Annotated in this window: 18 protein-coding genes; 7 read left to right on the plus strand and 11 right to left on the minus strand. The window is 70.2% G+C overall.

What is annotated here, in order from left to right; all coding sequences use genetic code 11:
• Positions 1–67: 67 nt before the first annotated feature.
• From OG254_RS04510 to crcB (OG254_RS04525), 4 genes are all read right to left on the minus strand, one after another.
• Positions 68–904, minus strand: coding sequence for an undecaprenyl-diphosphate phosphatase (locus OG254_RS04510; protein ID WP_405577445.1), 837 nt, complete (start codon positions 902–904; stop codon positions 68–70).
• Between the two features lie 94 nt (positions 905–998).
• Complete coding sequence (gene crcB, locus OG254_RS04515; RefSeq protein ID WP_405577447.1) at positions 999–1,373, minus strand: fluoride efflux transporter CrcB; 375 nt, start codon at positions 1,371–1,373, stop codon at positions 999–1,001.
• On the minus strand, positions 1,370–1,750 hold the full coding sequence (locus OG254_RS04520; protein ID WP_405577449.1) for a DUF190 domain-containing protein: 381 nt from the start codon (positions 1,748–1,750) through the stop codon (positions 1,370–1,372). Before OG254_RS04520 ends, crcB (OG254_RS04515) begins: the two co-directional genes overlap by 4 nt.
• Entirely contained in the window at positions 1,747–2,208 is a 462-nt protein-coding gene (crcB, locus tag OG254_RS04525; protein WP_405577451.1) for a fluoride efflux transporter CrcB, read from the minus strand. The genes OG254_RS04520 and crcB (OG254_RS04525) overlap by 4 nt, the downstream gene beginning before the upstream one ends.
• A gap of 273 nt (positions 2,209–2,481) precedes the next feature.
• On the opposite strand from crcB (OG254_RS04525), the gene OG254_RS04530 reads away from it, so the two are divergent.
• Positions 2,482–2,940 (plus strand): SRPBCC family protein, encoded by a 459-nt coding sequence (locus tag OG254_RS04530; RefSeq protein WP_405577453.1) that lies wholly within the window; start codon positions 2,482–2,484, stop codon positions 2,938–2,940.
• A 65-nt stretch (positions 2,941–3,005) separates the two neighbouring features.
• Here OG254_RS04530 and OG254_RS04535 read toward each other — a convergent pair whose 3' ends face one another.
• The 3 genes from OG254_RS04535 to OG254_RS04545 form a co-directional block, all read right to left on the minus strand.
• Positions 3,006–3,293: an ArsR family transcriptional regulator gene (locus OG254_RS04535; RefSeq protein ID WP_405577455.1), complete on the minus strand. Its 288-nt coding sequence runs from the start codon at positions 3,291–3,293 to the stop codon at positions 3,006–3,008.
• A gap of 182 nt (positions 3,294–3,475) precedes the next feature.
• Positions 3,476–5,044 carry an arabinogalactan endo-beta-1,4-galactanase gene (locus OG254_RS04540; RefSeq protein ID WP_405577457.1) on the minus strand — a complete coding sequence of 523 codons (1,569 nt, stop codon included), beginning with the start codon at positions 5,042–5,044 and terminating at the stop codon, positions 3,476–3,478.
• A 126-nt stretch (positions 5,045–5,170) separates the two neighbouring features.
• Positions 5,171–7,192 carry a beta-galactosidase gene (locus OG254_RS04545; protein WP_405577459.1) on the minus strand — a complete coding sequence of 674 codons (2,022 nt, stop codon included), beginning with the start codon at positions 7,190–7,192 and terminating at the stop codon, positions 5,171–5,173.
• 182 nt (positions 7,193–7,374) lie between these two features.
• Here OG254_RS04545 and OG254_RS04550 point away from each other — a divergent pair, with 182 nt between their 5' ends.
• The 6 genes from OG254_RS04550 to OG254_RS04575 all read left to right on the plus strand — a co-directional run bounded on the left by OG254_RS04550 (position 7,375) and on the right by OG254_RS04575 (position 12,593).
• Positions 7,375–8,691, plus strand: coding sequence for an extracellular solute-binding protein (locus OG254_RS04550; protein ID WP_405577461.1), 1,317 nt, complete (start codon positions 7,375–7,377; stop codon positions 8,689–8,691).
• A complete protein-coding gene (locus OG254_RS04555) occupies positions 8,688–9,674 on the plus strand; it encodes a carbohydrate ABC transporter permease (protein ID WP_405577464.1) in 987 nt (328 codons plus the stop codon). The genes OG254_RS04550 and OG254_RS04555 overlap by 4 nt, the downstream gene beginning before the upstream one ends.
• Entirely contained in the window at positions 9,671–10,579 is a 909-nt protein-coding gene (locus OG254_RS04560; protein ID WP_405577466.1) for a carbohydrate ABC transporter permease, read from the plus strand. The genes OG254_RS04555 and OG254_RS04560 overlap by 4 nt, the downstream gene beginning before the upstream one ends.
• Positions 10,576–11,607, plus strand: coding sequence for a LacI family DNA-binding transcriptional regulator (locus tag OG254_RS04565; RefSeq protein WP_405577468.1), 1,032 nt, complete (start codon positions 10,576–10,578; stop codon positions 11,605–11,607). The genes OG254_RS04560 and OG254_RS04565 overlap by 4 nt, the downstream gene beginning before the upstream one ends.
• Positions 11,608–11,769: 162 nt before the next feature.
• Positions 11,770–12,120, plus strand: coding sequence for a VOC family protein (locus tag OG254_RS04570; protein WP_405577470.1), 351 nt, complete (start codon positions 11,770–11,772; stop codon positions 12,118–12,120).
• 83 nt (positions 12,121–12,203) lie between these two features.
• Positions 12,204–12,593, plus strand: a complete 390-nt coding sequence (locus OG254_RS04575; protein WP_405577472.1) for a MarR family winged helix-turn-helix transcriptional regulator — start codon at positions 12,204–12,206, stop codon at positions 12,591–12,593.
• A 95-nt stretch (positions 12,594–12,688) separates the two neighbouring features.
• Here OG254_RS04575 and pqqB read toward each other — a convergent pair whose 3' ends face one another.
• From pqqB to OG254_RS04595, 4 genes are all read right to left on the minus strand, one after another.
• Positions 12,689–13,540: a pyrroloquinoline quinone biosynthesis protein PqqB gene (pqqB, locus tag OG254_RS04580; protein ID WP_405577474.1), complete on the minus strand. Its 852-nt coding sequence runs from the start codon at positions 13,538–13,540 to the stop codon at positions 12,689–12,691.
• Positions 13,541–13,759: 219 nt separating this feature from the next.
• Positions 13,760–14,161, minus strand: coding sequence for an SseB family protein (locus OG254_RS04585; RefSeq protein WP_351185570.1), 402 nt, complete (start codon positions 14,159–14,161; stop codon positions 13,760–13,762).
• A 148-nt stretch (positions 14,162–14,309) separates the two neighbouring features.
• Complete coding sequence (locus OG254_RS04590) at positions 14,310–14,837, minus strand: hypothetical protein (RefSeq protein ID WP_405577477.1); 528 nt, start codon at positions 14,835–14,837, stop codon at positions 14,310–14,312.
• Positions 14,783–15,550, minus strand: coding sequence for an acyl-CoA dehydrogenase family protein (locus OG254_RS04595; RefSeq protein ID WP_405577479.1), 768 nt, complete (start codon positions 15,548–15,550; stop codon positions 14,783–14,785). The genes OG254_RS04590 and OG254_RS04595 overlap by 55 nt, the downstream gene beginning before the upstream one ends.
• Positions 15,551–15,667 lie beyond the last annotated feature (117 nt).

Raw genomic sequence — 15,667 nt, forward strand, 5'->3', positions numbered from 1 at the left:
CCCTTAAGGAAAGATTCACCGGGTGTGGCGCCGGACGGCCCGCTGCCGACGCCGCACCCGGACCGGGTCAGCTGTTGATGACCCCCGCGCCCAGCAGCCCGAACAGCAGCACTCCGACGACGATCCGGTAGATCACGAAGGCGTTGAAGGAGTGCTTGGCGACGAACCTGAGCAGCCAGGCGATGGAGGCGTAGGCGACGGCGAAGGAGACGGCGGTGCCGACAACCAGCGGCAGCGCTGCCGTGCCCGTGCCGAGGGCGTCCTTGAGTTCGTAGATGCCGGCGCCGGTCAGGGCCGGGATGCCGAGGAAGAACGACAGACGGGTGGCGGCGACCCGGTCGAGGTCCAGCATCAGCGCCGTGGACATCGTGGCGCCCGAGCGCGAGAAGCCTGGGAAGAGCAGGGCGAGGATCTGGGAGCTGCCGACGAGCATGGCGTCCTTGAAGGAGGTGTCGTCCTCCCCTCGCTTGTGCCGGCCCATCCGGTCCGCCGCCCACATCACCCCGCTGCCCACGATCAGCGAGCCCGCGACCACCCAAAGCGAGGCGAGCGGCCCCTGGATGAGCGGCTTGGCGGCCAGGCCCACGACCACGATCGGGATCGTCGCGAAGATCACCCACCAGGCGAACTGGTAGTCGTGGTGGTACCGCTCCTCCTTGTCCCGCAGCCCGCGCAGCCACGCGGAGACGATCCGCACGATGTCCTTGAAGAAGTACACGAGCACGGCGGCGATCGCGCCGACCTGGATGACGGCCGAGAACCCGACGACCGCGTCGTCGTCGACAGGGATGCCCATCAAACCCTCGACGATCTTCAGATGGCCGGTCGAGGAGACGGGCAGGAACTCGGTCACCCCCTCGACGGCTCCGAGGACGACGGCCTGACCGACGCTGATGGCGCTCATGTGATCCAGTTCCGGGGGTCGGCGGGACAGCTGGTGCGCACTGTCCTACCAGGTGCGGGTGTGGCTCCGGCGCCATCGCCGCGGCCGTGGCGGCCTACGACCACACCGCCTCGGCCACCGACACGCCGAGGAAGGCCGCGCCGAGGCCGACGCTCACGCTCCCGACGACGTTGCCCACGGCGTAGAGCCCGGCACCCGTCCCGGTCAGCCGCAGGGTCTCGTAGGAGAAGGTCGAGTAGGTGGTCAGGGCGCCGCACAGCCCGGTGCCGAGCAGCAGCTGGAGGTGGGAACTCGCGGCACCCGAGGCCGCCGCGCCGGTGAGCAGGCCGAGGATCAGGCAGCCGGTGACATTGACGAGGAAGGTGCCCCAGGGGAACACGGAGTCGTGCCGGGACTGCACCGCGCGGTCGGTGAGATAGCGCAGGGGCGCGCCGACCAGGGCGCCCGCGACGACCAGAAGCCAGTTCACGGCGACTTCTTACCTTCTCTGTCCGATTCGCCCGGAGTGTCGTCGCGGCCGGTGTACCGGATGACGTCGCAGTCGTCGAGGGTGACGAGTCCCTCCGTGACGAGTTCGTCGAGGTGTGGCAGGAAGGCTCGTACGCGCTCCTCGGTGTCGACGATCACGATCGCGACCGGCAGGTCCTCGCTGAGGGACAGCAGGCGCGAGGTGTGGATCAGCGAGGAGGCGCCGAAGCCCTCGATACCGCGGAAGACGCTGGCGCCCGCGAGGCCGGCCGCGTGGGCGCGGTGGACGATCTCGGAGTACAGCGGCTTGTGGTGCCAGGTGTCGTGCTCGCCGACGAACACGGTCAGGCGCAGGGCCTTGCCGGTCAGCCCGGTCATCGCTGCCTCCACTTCAGGACGTGACGGGTGGCCGCCGTCGCGAGCCAGACCGCCGTCAGTGCCGCGATCAGGGTGGCGGCGAGGTAGGCCAGCGCCGTGCGGGGATGGCCGTCGTCCACCAGCTTCTGGATGTCGACGGCGTAGGTGGAGAAGGTGGTGAAGCCGCCGAGGACGCCGGTGCCGAAGAAGGGGCGGACGAGTCTGTGGGCGGCCCATACGTCGGTGATGACCACCATGAACACGCCGATCACGGCGCAGCCGACGACATTGGTCCAGAAGGTCGCCCATGGGAAGCCGCCCGGCTGGGCCGGCCACCACAGGGAGGCCGCATATCGGGCCGTGGCACCGATGGCCCCGCCGAGAGCGACCACCGCGACGACCGGTCCTTGCGCCCGCCAGGCCGGCTGCCGCGCAGTGCCGGCGGGAGCGCGCAGGCTCTCGGTTTCCGGGGTTGTCATGGACGTACGTCTCCTACTCGCCTGGGCGGCCCCGGGCATGCGGGCCTCGCGGTTGCAAGTAGGGACCGTTGGCGGCGGCACTGCCGCGGTTCGGGTACGGCGGGCCCCACCGCCGCGCCGCCCACGGGGTCGCGGCCGGTCAACAGGGTAACTCCGGGCGCCCGGAGAGGGCATTTCGGGGACCGGCCCCCACCGCTCGGCATGCCCGTGACGCACCGCGCGGCTACGGTCGAAGAGCCTGCTGAGCGGCCGAGGAGAAGGAGCGTGGTGAGTGTGGCCCGCAATCGCCGTCTGATCCTGAGCTCGCCCTCCGAGGTCTGGAGCCTGCTGTCCGACGGCAGTCGTTACGGGGAGTGGGTCACCGGAACCCAGCAGGTCCTCGCCGTGGATCCCGACTGGCCGGATGTGGGTGCCCGGTTGCGCGTCCGGGTCGGTATGGGCCGCCTGACCCTCGACGACACCGTCATCGTCCGCATCAGCGAACCGCGGCACCGTCTGGAACTCGAGGCGAAGGCTGAGCCCTTCGGTGCTGCCCGTATCGCCATGAAGCTGATCCCCTGGGGCGAGCACACTCTCTTCGTCATCGACTGGCACCCGCTGCGGGGCCCTGGCACGCGGATGCACGGCATGCCCGTCGACTACGTCGTCGCGATCCGCAACGGCATGATGCTGACGAAGCTGGCGCGGATCGCGGTGCGGGAGCATGGCGCTTTGCTGGGAGGGCCGGGGTAGGCCGTCGTTCGGCTGCGGGTATGCCGTGGCTGGTCGCACAGTTCCCCGCGCCCCTTGCGGCGCTGCTACCAGCCCTTCTCGAACATGCGCGCCACCTCGGCGATCCGCATCTCGTCCCGCCGGTAGTACACGTGCTGCCGGATCAGCTTGGTGCGCAGCACGCCAATGTTCACGAGGAGGCCGAGGTGGGTCTCGGCCACCTCGGGTGACACGCCGAGCTTGGCGGCGACGGCGTCCGCGGTGACACCGTCCTCGACCGGGTCCGCGTGGCACCCGTCCGGGAAGTGCGCGACCGGATCCTTGAGCCATTCCAGGATCTCCAGGCGCCGCCGGCCGGCGGGAGTCCTCAGCATCTCGTCTCCCTCCGTCGGGCCGCGTCGTCACACGTGCTCCCACTGTCCCGCAGGGAAAGCCGCCGTGTCCGCGACTCTTCGACCGTTGTCCGGTACCGAACGGCCGTACGACACAGGGCTGTTCGCGGAGGAGGCGCCGGGGCCCGGCCGCGAGGGTGCGACCGGGCCCTTTCGTCACTCACTCAACGGTGGCTGAACCATGCCGTCGACGACAAGGCCCTGTCGTCGTAGCCGAACAGGGCCTGGTTCTCCCAGCCGTTGCCGGAGGAGGCGTCGGTCGGGTCCCAGCCGTTGCCGGTGACGGCGGTCCAGGTCGCCTCCCAGTAGAAGACGCCGAGGCCACGGCCGCCCGGGACGGCCTCCACGATGCTCGTCACGTCGTTCATCCACCGGGTCTGCCCGGCGACCGTGGCGGGGTAGCCGGCGACGAGTTCAGCGGTGGTGTCGATGATGTTCTCGTGCGAGTCCTCGCTGTCCAGGCGGAACGGGTAGGCCGTCTCAGCGACGTAGACCGGCTTGCCGTAGCGGAAGGCCGCGTCGTCGAGGGTCGTCTGGAAGTCGTACAGCGAGCCGTGCCAGTAGCCGTAGTACGACAGGCCGATCACGTCGAACTTCACCCCGCCGGCGACCGCGTTGTCGAACCACCAGCGGGTGCCGGACAGATCGCCGCCCTTGGCCAGGTGCAGCGCGACGGTGGTGGACGAGCTCACCGCCTTGACCGCGTCGTAGCCGGAGTTGAGCAGGCCGGCGAGCTGCGACCAGTTGTCGGTGGAGCCCTCGGACCACAGCATGCCGCCGTTGATCTCGTTGCCGACCTGGACCATGTCGGCGGTGGTGCCCTGCGCCTTGAGGGCGTTGAGCACGTCGTACGTGTGGTTGTACACGTCGGTCTTCAGCTGGCTGTAGGAGTGCCCGGACCACGCGGCCGGCTTGCTCTGGGCGCCCGGGTCGGCCCAGGTGTCCGAGTAGTGGAAGTCGACCAGCAGCTTCATGCCGGCGGCCTTGACGCGCTTGGCCGTGGCGAGGACGCGCGCCTTGTTGTTGTAGCCGTCGGCCGGGTTGACCCAGACCTTCAGGCGGGCGTAGTTCATGCCGGCGTTCTTCAGGAGGGTGACCGCGTCGCCGGTCGCGCCGGAACTCGACTTGTAGAGGCCGCCCTTGGCCTCGCTCTTGGCGAGGGAGGAGATGTCGGCGCCGTGGATCGACGTGCCGCCCGTGCCCGAGGCGAAGGTCAGGTCGTCGACGTTGATCCAGTTGCCCGCGTTCGCGTCGCTGTTGACGCTGATCGTGCACTGGTTGGTGGTCACGCTGACCGGCACGACGATGCGGATCCAGCCGCTCGCCGAGACGGGGAGGTCGGTGCGCTGCTCGGCACCGCCGCAGTTCTTCAGCGCTATGTACGCAGAGTTCTGGCCACCGCCGGAGCGGACCCAGGCGGTGAGTTTGTAGTTCCCGTTGGTCAGTCCGGACAGGTACTGGTAGGTCTCCACCTTGTACGCCGACGACGACCAGTGCGTCAGGCGGTAACTCCCGCCGTGGCCACCGGCCTCGGCGAAGGAGGCGGAGTTCTGACCGGCCGCCGAGTAGGTCGACCAGCCGGCCGGCGTCGCGGTGCCGGTTCCGTCGGACTCGAAGCCGCCGTTGGTGATCGTGCTCGCCGCCGAGGCGGTCTGCGCGGGCAGGGCGGTGAGGGCGAGTCCGGCGGCGAGCGGTATCAGCAGGACTCGGAGGGTGCGTCTGGGATGGAACATCTTCGTCCGTCGTCCCTTCGACGAATGGGGATGGAGGTTCCTCGCCGCCGCGGTGATGGGGAACCACTGCGGTGAGGAGCCCCTCCGCCCACGGCTCGTGGCACGCGCGGGCGGAGGGGAGTCGGCTCAGCCGTCGAGTCGTACGACCCGGACGGCTCCCGCGGGGACCGCCAGGCGGCCCGCGGCGCGTTCACCGGTCAGCAGCTCGGTGCCGGGCGCCTCCAGGGGCACCTTGGCGTCCGACGCGGTGTGGTTGATCACGAACAGATAGCTGCCCGACTCGCCGACGCGGTGCACCACTTCGACGTCCCGGGGCAGGTCGACACGCGGTGCGACCTGCGCGTCCTCGATCGCCCAGCCGAGCAGCGCGTCCAGGCCCTCGGCGCCGAGGCGGGTGGAGACGTACCAGGCGGTGCCCTCGCCGAGGCTGTGCCGGGTGACGGCGGGGTGGCCGGCGGTCAGGCCGTCGGCGTAGGTCCAGACGGTCTCGGCGCCGCGCGGGACGACGAACTCGGTCCACACGTCGCCGCTGAGCTCGGAACCGTCGGGGCCGGTGATCCGCACCAACTGGTCCTGGAGCAGCGGCGAGAACTCCTCGACCGTGAGGCCGAGGACGTCCCGCAGCGGTCCGGGGCAGGCGCCCTCGTGCACGGCGTCGTGCTCGTCGACGATGCCGGAGAAGTACGACACGACGAGGGTGCCGCCGTGCTCGACGTACTCCCTGAGGTTGTTCCCGGCCGCCTCGGTCATCAGATACAGGGCCGGCACGACGACAAGGGGATACCTCGACAAGTCGGCTTCCGGGTGGGCGAAGTCGACGGTGAGGTGGCGGTCGTAGAGCACCTCGTAGAAGGCGTCGGCGCGTTCGCGCGGGTCGTGGTCCTCGCTCGGGCGCCAGTCGAGGTTCTGCGCCCACCAGGAGTGCCAGTCCCACAGCATCGCCACGTCGGCCCGGGTGCGGGTGCCGCGCACGGGGTTCAACGAGTCGAGGGCGGCGCCGAGTTCGACGACCTCGCGCCACACGCGTGTGTCGGTGCCGCCGTGCGGGACCATCGCCGAGTGGAACTTCTCGGCGCCGCGCCGGGACTGGCGCCACTGGAAGAACATGGCGCCCTCGGAGCCGCGCGCCACATGGCCGAGGGAGTTGCGGGCCATCTGGCCGGGGGCCTTGGCGGGGTTGCGGGGCTGCCAGTTGACGCCCGAGGTGGAGTGCTCCAGGAGGATCCAGGGTGCTCCCCCGGCCACCGAGCGGGTGAGGTCGGCGGCCATGGCGAGGTTGACGTGGGTGCGGCGGCCGTCGGTGATCAGATAGTGGTCGTTGGTGACGATGTCGACCTCGCGGCCCCAGGCCCAGTAGTCGACGGAGTCGCACTGGCTGAGGGCGGTCATGAAGTTGGTCGTGACCGGGAGGCCGGGCGCCAGGCGGTGCAGGATGTCCCGCTCCCTACGGAAGTTCTCGCGCATGGTGGCGTCGGCGAAGCGCTTGTAGTCCAGCGCCTGGGCCGGGTTGACGGCCGTCGGCGTCAGACGCGGGGGGTTGATCTCCTCGAAGTCCGAGTAGCGCTGGCCCCAGAAGGCCGTGCCCCAGGCCTCGTTGACGGACTCGACGGTCCCGTACGTCGACGCCAGCCAGCGCCGGAAGTGCGCGGCGCACGAGTCGCAGTAGCAGGCGGAGACGGGGACGCCGTACTCGTTGTGCACGTGCCACATGGCCAGCACCGGGTGGTCGCCGTAACGTTCGGCGAGCTTGGTGGTGATGGCCGCGGCGGCCGTGCGGTAGTCGGCGTTGCTGTGACAGATCGCTGCGCGCGAGCCGAACTCGTGGCGCACGCCCTCGGCCGTGACGGGCAGGGCCTCGGGGTGGGCGCGGTAGAACCAGACCGGCGGGCAGACGGTGGGGGTGCCCAGGTCGACGCGGATGCCGTGCTCGTGCAGCAGGTCCAGCACGCGGTCCAGCCAGCCGAAGTCGTACACGCCCGGTGAGGGCTCCAACAGGGCCCAGGAGAAGATCCCGACGCTCACCATCGTGACGCCGGCCTCCCCCATCAGCCGGACGTCCTCCTGCCAGACGCTTTCCGGCCACTGCTCGGGGTTGTAGTCCCCACCGAAGGCGAGCCGGGTGAGGCCCCTGGGGTTGGTCTCCGGCATGGATCTCTCCCGTTTTGTTGATCATTTGGGAACGTTCACACACACGATCGGCGGTGCGAGCCCAACATAACCGCACAGCAACAACCATTGACAAGTGTCCGGGATGTTTCTCTACTGTGAACGCTCACAGAAGCGTGGCAGGTCCTCGCAGCGGGCGGGGACCCAGGTCAGGGGAGAGATCCATGCCCAACACGAAGCGCGTTCGCCTCGTGGCATCCACCATCGCCGTGGCTCTTTGCGCCACCGCCCTCGCCGCTTGCGGCACCGAAGACGCGAGCGACGACCCGTCGGGGCCGGTCTCGCTGACGTACTGGACCTGGACGCCCGGCATGGACAAGGTCGTCGACCTGTGGAACAAGGGTCCGGGCAAGAAGGACCGGATCACGGTCACGGTGAAGAAGCAGGCGTCCGGCGACACACTGGTCACCAAGATCCTCACCGCGCACAAGGCGGGCAAGGCCCCCGACCTGGTCCAGGCCGAGTACCAGGCGCTGCCGACGCTGGTCAGCAATGACGCCGTCGCGGACATAGCCGGTGAAGTGGGCGACGCGAAGGGCAAGTTCGCCGACGGTGTCTGGCAGCAGACCACGCTGGGCACGGACGCGGTCTACGCGGTCCCGCAGGACATCGGGCCGATGATGTTCTACTACCGCGAGGACCTGTTCAAGAAGTACGGCCTGACGGTCCCGACCACCTGGGAGCAGTTCGCCGAGACGGCCCGCGCGCTGAAGAAGAAGGCCCCGGACACCGACCTGACCACCTTCTCCGCCAACGACTCCGGTCTCTTCGCGGGCCTCGCCCAGCAGGCCGGCGCGAAGTGGTGGACGACCTCCGGCGACAAGTGGCAGGTCGGCATCAACGACGCGGCCTCGCAGAAGGTCGCCGGGTTCTGGGGCGACCTCGTCAAGGAGGGCGCCGTCGACAACCAGCCGATGTACACCCCGGCCTGGAACAAGGCGCTCAACACCGGCAAGCAGATCGCCTGGGTCTCCGCCGTGTGGGCCCCGGGCACGCTGACCACGGCCGCGCCCGACACCAAGGGGAAGTGGGCCATGGCCCCGCTCCCCCAGTGGTCGCCGTCGGAGAACGTCACCGGCAGCTGGGGCGGGTCCTCCACCGCCGTCACCACGGACTCCGAACACAAGGCCGCCGCCGCGAAGTTCGCCGCCTGGCTGAACACCGACGGCGACGCCCTCCAGGCCCTGGCCAAGGAGAGCGGCATCTACCCGGCCGCCACGAACGCCCAGACCAGCGGCGCCTTCGCCACCCCGCCGGACTACTTCTCGAACCAGTCGGACTTCTACACCGAGGCCGCCGAGATCGCGAAGACCACCGCCCCGTCCGCCTGGGGCCCGAACGTGAACGTCGCCTACACGACCTTCAAGGACGCCTTCGGCAAGGCCGCCAAGGACAAGTCGGACTTCGTCGCCGCACTGGACACCATGCAGGACGACACGGTCGCCGACCTCGAGAAGCAGGGCTTCGAGGTCTCCGAGTGACCAGCACAAGCCGGAAGGCGTACGGGGTGAAGGGGGCCCCGTACGCCCTCCCGTCTCCCACCACCACCCTCAAACGAGCGCGAAGCGCCCCCTATTTCTTCCTCCTCCCTGCGACGATCCTCTTCCTGCTCTTCTTCGCGCTGCCCATCGGCTACGCGCTCTGGCTCAGCTTGCGCAAGGTGCAGGTCTCCGGGCTCGGCCTCGGCGCCGGCGCCCGCAAGGAGGTCTGGGCGGGCCTGGAGAACTACACCGACGCCCTCACCGACAGCGAACTGGTCGACGGCGCGCTGCGTGTGCTCGGCTACGGCTGCATCGTGGTGCCGGTGATGCTGGGCCTCGCCCTGCTGTTCGCGCTGATGCTGGACTCCGAGAAGGTGCGGCTGGCGCCGGTCACGCGGCTCGCGATCTTCTTGCCGTACGCCATCCCCGGTGTCGTGGCCGCGCTGTTGTGGGGCTTTCTGTACCTGCCGGACGTCAGCCCGTTCTACTTCGTGCTGGAGAAGCTGGGCCTGCCGCAGCCGGACCTGCTCGACGGCGGTCCGCTGTATCTCGCTCTCTCCAACATCGCGGTCTGGGGCGGCACCGGCTTCAACATGATCGTCATCTACACCTCGCTCAAGGCCATCCCGGCCGAGGTGTACGAGGCGGCCAAGCTGGACGGTGCCACGCCGCTGCAGATCGCGCTCAGGATCAAGATCCCGATGGTGGCACCCTCCCTGGTGCTGACCTTCTTCTTCTCGATCATCGCCACGCTCCAGGTGTTCAACGAGCCGACCACCCTGAAGCCGCTCACCAACTCCGTGTCCACGACGTGGAGTCCGCTGATGAAGGTGTACCAGGACGCCTTCGGCAAGGGCGACATCTACGCGGCGGCCGCCCAGGCGACGATCATCGCCCTGGCCACGCTGCTGCTGTCCTTCGGCTTCCTGCGGGCCGCGAACCGTCGGAACAAGCGGGACGCCAGTCAAGGAGCCGCCTCATGAGTTCTCTTGCCGTGAGCAAGGCCGAGACGGCGACGGGCAGCAGGCCCGGGACCGTTCAGAACCGCCCGCCGCTGCGCCGCCGGATCGCCCTGATCCCGACAGTCACGCTGCTGCTCGGCGCGCTCTACTGCCTGCTGCCGGTCGCCTGGGTGGTGATCGCGGCGACGAAGTCCGGCAGCGAGCTGTTCTCCACGTTCACCTTCCTGCCGGGCACCGGCTTCGCGGACAACGTCGCGGACCTCAGCGCCTATCGCGACGGCGTCTACTGGCAGTGGATGGGCAACTCCGCCCTGTACGCCGGTCTCGGCGCCCTGATGTCGACGGTCGTCTCGGCGTTCAGCGGCTACGCGCTGGCGATCTACCGCTTCCCGGGCCGCGAGACGCTCTTCAACGTCCTGCTGGCGGGCGTACTGATGCCGCCGGTCATCCTCGCCATCCCGCAGTACCTGCTGCTGGCGAAGGCCGATCTGACGGACTCGTACCTGTCCGTGCTGCTGCCGCAGCTCCTGTCGCCGTACGGCGTCTACCTCTCGCGGATCTACGCGACCGCCGCCGTCCCGGCCGATGTGGTCGAGGCCGGGCGGATGGACGGGGCGAGCGAGTGGCGGATCTTCACCCGGATCGCACTGCCCATGATGGTGCCCGGCATGGTGACGGTGTTCCTGTTCCAGTTCGTGGCGATCTGGAACAACTTCCTGCTGCCGTACATCATGCTCAGCGACGACGAGCGGTTCCCGATCACGCTCGGCCTGTACACGCTCCTCGAACAGGGCGCCAACACCCCGGCGCTGTACACACTGGTGATCACCGGCGCGTTCCTCGCGGTGATTCCGCTGGTGGCGCTCTTCCTGGTCATCCAGCGGTTCTGGAGTCTGGATCTGCTCTCCGGGGCCGTAAAGTCATGACCATGAGCAACACGGGGGGCCGACGCAAGCCGCCGACGATCCACGACGTGGCGCGCGAGGCCGGAGTCTCACGGGGCACCGTCTCGCGGGTGCTCAACGGCGGGCACTACGTCAGCCCCACCGCCCAAGAGGCGGTCAACGCGGCGATCCGCAAGACCGGTTACGTCGTCAACCGGCATGCCCGCTCGCTGATCACGGGGCGTTCGGACTCGATCGGCTTTCTGCTGACCGAGCCGCAGGAGAGGTTCTTCGAGGACCCCAACTTCAACGTCCTGCTGAGCGGCTGCACCCAGGCCCTCGCCGCGCACGACATCCCGCTGCTGCTGATGCTGGCGGGCACGAAGGACGAGCGGCGGCGCATCACGCGCTACATCACCGCCGGTCATGTCGACGGGGTGCTGCTGGTGTCCAGTCACTCCGGTGACCGGGTCGCCGAGGAGCTGCGCGAGGCGGGCGTGCCCCTCGTCCAGTGCGGCAAGCCCATGGGGCCCGGCTCCAAGGTGAGTTACGTGGCGGCGGACGACCGGGACGGCGCCCGCGACATGGTGCGCCACCTGCTGTCGCTGGGCCGGCGCCGGATCGGCGTGGTGAGCGGCCCGCTGGACACCCCGGGCGGTGTCGACCGCCTCGCCGGCTACAAAGAGGTGCTCACGGAGGCGGGCGTCGAGATCGACGAGCGGCTGATCGTCTCCGGCGACTACAGCCGGGCCAGCGGCGAGGCGGGCGCCGAGCGACTGCTGGCGCAGGCGCCGGACATGGACGCCCTGTTCGTGGCATCCGACCTGATGGCACAGGGTGCCCTGGCGGCGCTGAGCCGGGCGGGGCGCCGGGTGCCCGAGGACGTCTCCGTCGGCGGCTTCGACGACTCCGCCGCGGCGACGGAGGCCACTCCCGCCCTGACGACGATCCACCAGCCCTACGACAGGATCAGCGCCGAGATGGTGCGGCTGCTGCTCGCCCAGATCGGCGGTGAGGACCCGGCAGCGGTGATCCTGCCGACGGAGCTGGTGAAACGGCAGTCGACGTGACGACTTGAGGGCAGGAGCGGGCCACGGGGGCGCGGCGATCCGGCCGGCGGTGCGCCCTCGGCTCGCGAACGGTCAGGATTCGAGAAGTCATGAGCCGCTCCCCCGTCCTAGCGTGAAACCACCGGCGAAACCGCCGGCCCCCGGTTCACCAAGGAGGACGTCATGACCGCCGGAGTCAGCACGATCATCTACCCCGTCAAGGACCTCGCCCGGGCGAAGGCCCTGTTCAGCGCCCTGCTGGAGACGGAGCCCTATGCGGACGAGCCGTACTACGTCGGCTTCAAGGACGCCGGGCAGGACATCGGCCTGGACCCCAACGGCCACTCCAAGGGCCTGACCGGCCCGGTCCCCTACTGGCACGTGACCGACATCAGGGCGTCCCACGCGGCCCTGCTGGCAGCGGGTGCCGAGTCGCTCCAGGACGTCCACGACGTCGGCGGCGGCAGGCTGATCGCCTCCGTCAAGGACGCGGACGGCAATCTCGTCGGGCTGCTCCAGGACCCGACCGGCTGAGGGCCTGCCCCGTCGGTGACGCCTCTGTTGCGCGCGTTAGTTGCACGTACAACAATTGGCCGAATCGGTGCTACGGTGCCGGTATGGCAGTGAAGACGGCCGACCCGGGGCTCGAGGAACGGTGGCGGGACATCCTGTCCGTGCACGCGCGCACGATGTGCGAGATCGACCGCGTACTGCACCCGCACGGTTTGGGCGCGAGCGACTTCGAGGTGCTCGACATCCTCGCGTCGGCGACGCCCAAGGAGGGCGAGCAGTGCCGGGTGCAGAACCTCGTCGGACGGGTCCATCTCAGCCAGAGCGCGCTGTCCCGGCTCATCGGCCGGCTGGAGAAGGACGGGCTGCTGGAGCGTTCCGTCTGTGTGGAGGACCGGCGCGGCGTGTATGTCACCTTGACCCGCAAGGGCCGTGACCTGCACGCCGAGGTCCTGCCGTTGCAGCGGGGTGCGCTCGCGCGCATGCTCAGCGATTGACGGCAGGGCCGCGGCGGGTCGCCGTTCGACTGCGACGCCGTCGTGGCTTGTCGCGCAGTTCCCCGCGCCCCTGAGGGCGGTGCCGTCAGGGCCGCCTACAGCGCGAACTCCACCCCGTCCGGCAGGACCTCCACGCCCGCCTCCGCCACCTGGGCGCGAGCCGCCGAGGCCGGATCCAGCAGGGGGTTCGTGTCGGCTAGGTGGGTGTAGATCCGGCGGGCGTGCGAGTGGCGGGCCAGGGCGGTGAGGCTGCCGGCCGGTCCGCAGACGGGCAGGTGCCGTCCGGCGTCCGTCGACTCGTCGGCCGCGAAGTGCGTGCCGTCCAGAACGACGCAGTCCGCCGCGGCGACCAGGTCGTCCAGCAGCCGGGACCAGGCCCGCACGCGGGGTGCGTAGACAAGGACGCGTCCGGTGGCCAGGTCCTCGACGCGGTACACCGTCACCCAGCGGCGGTCCATGCTCCTGCCCGGCACGTACGCCGGTGCCTTCCCCGGAACGGGATGTGCCGTGACGACAAGCCCTCCGGCCAGCACGAACCCGCCCTCCGTGAGGCTGTCCGCCCACTCCCACGGGGCGTGGCGGTCCAGGCCCGCCCGCGCCGGGGCCAGCGCGGCCAGCACCGGCGGGGCGGCGTACGTCTTCAGTCCGGCGGCGTCGCGCAGGACGGCCAGGCCAGCCACATGGTCGGCCTCGGCGTCGGTCAGCAGCACGCCCCGCACCGGGGTGTGCCGGGGGCCGGGCCACAGGGCGGCGGCGCCGCCCAGCTGGGCGCGGATGTCCGGCGAGGCGTTGATCAGCCACCAGTCGCGGGAGTTGCCGGTGACGGCCGCGCACTCCGGGCCGCGGGCGGGCAGCTTGCCGTCGCGGGCGGCGTCGCAGCGCACGCAGGCGCAGTTCCAGCGGGGGAAACCGCCTCCGGCTGCGGTGCCCAGCAGGACGACCCTCAAGACGACCCCCCACCCTTCGCGTCGGCCCTCCCGGTGGGATCTTCCCTCTCCGTACGGCCGAACCACCCTGCGGCGGGGAGCAGTTCCGGCCGACCTTTCCCATTGTCCGCGAGGCGGTCCATGACCGCAGCGGCCGTCCTCGGAGAGGGACGGACAGCGCGAAGGGGATGAGCGGCCTGGCTGCGGCCGCTCATCCCCTCGGCGGGTCGCTCTGTCGCGCTACGGTCGCGCCAGCAGCGTCCGTACGCCCTCCGATGTCAGGGTCAGGGGGTGTGCGGAGCCGGCGTCTATGGTCAGGGCCAGGTCCTCGGTCGGCCACTGGGAGGCCAGTGCGCCCAGCGGCACCAGGCGGTAGCGGGAGATGTAGGGCAGCAGCTCGGCCATCGCGGGCTCGGAGGTGAAGACGGGGACGACCGGCTCGCCGCCCGGCCGCTCGATGACCGGCAGCGCCACGGCGGCAGGGTCGGTGGCGTCCTGATCGCCCACGTCGTCGGGCACGGGGACGAGGACGTCGCTGCTCGCGAGCGTGTCCAGCGCCGCCCTGTCCTCCGTGTTGTCGGCCAGCGCGTCCAGCGCCCGCCGGGCCGGTGTGGCGGTGTAGTCGTTCGCGGGTGTGTCCATGGCAGATCCCCTGTCAGCGACGGTATTGCGGTCCGCCCGGGGCATGGTCGCGGGGTACTCGGCCCCGGCGCGGCCCTGCTCGCGTACCCGATCCGGACGGGAGCATTCCTATGGCTCTCCACAGGTCAGGGCATCCGTTGTCCGCAGGTCAGGGGATCAACGGAATGTCATCGGACGGGAGCCCGAGGCGATCGCGGCCGACCCGGCGGGAGAGGGGTTCGGCCATGCTGGGGCCCACGTGGGTCCAGTACGTCGCCGCGTCCCGGAAGTAGCGCTGCATCCGCTCGCCGTCGCGGGCGTGCCGGGAACCGGCCGTGCGGAACAGGGTGCCCTGGAGAACGTCCCAGGTCATGCGGCCGGCGTTCAGGAACATCAGCGCCAGGCGGTTGTCGTCGGCGGGGGTGAAGGGGGCGCCGCCGGTGGCGTTGCGGTGGCAGGTCTCCATCCACTCCTCGGCGGTGCGCAGCAGCGCCGCCTCGGCCGTGTGGATCACGCCGAGCGCCTCGCCGAGATGCCGCTGGTAGTCGTGGAGTTCCGCGCGGGTGCGGCCGGGTTCGAGGATGAGGGGGCGCGCGGCGATCACGCGGGCATACTCGTCGGCGGCGGCGTACGCGGTGCCGATCATGATGGCGGCCAGCTCGCCGTGGAAGAAGCTCGGTGCGCGCCCCGCGTACATGGGGTTGCCGTGCAGCGCGGAGCCGACGCTGCCGCCCTCGACGGGCAGGTCAAGCAGGCTCGCCTCACGGGTGAGGTGGGCCGGGATGCGGGCCTGCTCCATGTGGATCTGTGGGAGCCGCTGCCGCGCAGGCCGAGGACGCCGTGCCAGTCGTCGAGCACCGTCCACACCGAGCGCGGGGCGACGAACAGCACCGGTGGTTCGGGCGGGCCGCCGGGGCGGGTGGGGGCGCGCAGGGTCTGGCCGACGTAGTGGGTGGAGTAGGGGGCGCCCGAGGAGTACGGCCAGGTGCCGTCGAGGACGACGTGGTCGTCGCCGTCGGGCCGGGCGACGCCGATGGGCGCGACCGTGGACGCGGCGCGGAAGTCGCCGTCGGCGCCGAAGATCTCGTCCTGTGCCCTCTCCTCGAAGACGCTCGCCACCTGCAGGACGTGGGCGGCGGTGAGGGACAGGGCCCAGCCGGTGGAGGGGCAGCCGCGGGCGATCTCGGTGACCACGCGGTAGAAGACGGGCAGGCCGAACTCGTAGCCGCCGTAGCGGCGTGGCTGGAGCATCCGGTAGAAGCCGGCCCGCAGGAAGTCGTCGTGGGTGTCCTTGGGGTAGTGCGTCAGCCGTTCCGTCTCCGGCTGTCGTTCGATCAGCACGGGCCGCAGGTTCACGGCGCGTTCGACGATGTCGCGTTCGGTCGGTCGGGGCTCGGGAGCGGCGATCACGATGCCTCCTGACGTGTGGGGACGTCCGTTCGTGCCGTGATGCGTGACGCGCTACGAGTGATTGAACATGGCAACCGCCTCGGGGGTACCGACCCGAAATCGCCAAGTGCCGAAGCC

Source organism: Streptomyces sp. NBC_01092, assembly GCF_045039535.1.
Lineage (GTDB): Bacteria > Actinomycetota > Actinomycetes > Streptomycetales > Streptomycetaceae > Streptomyces.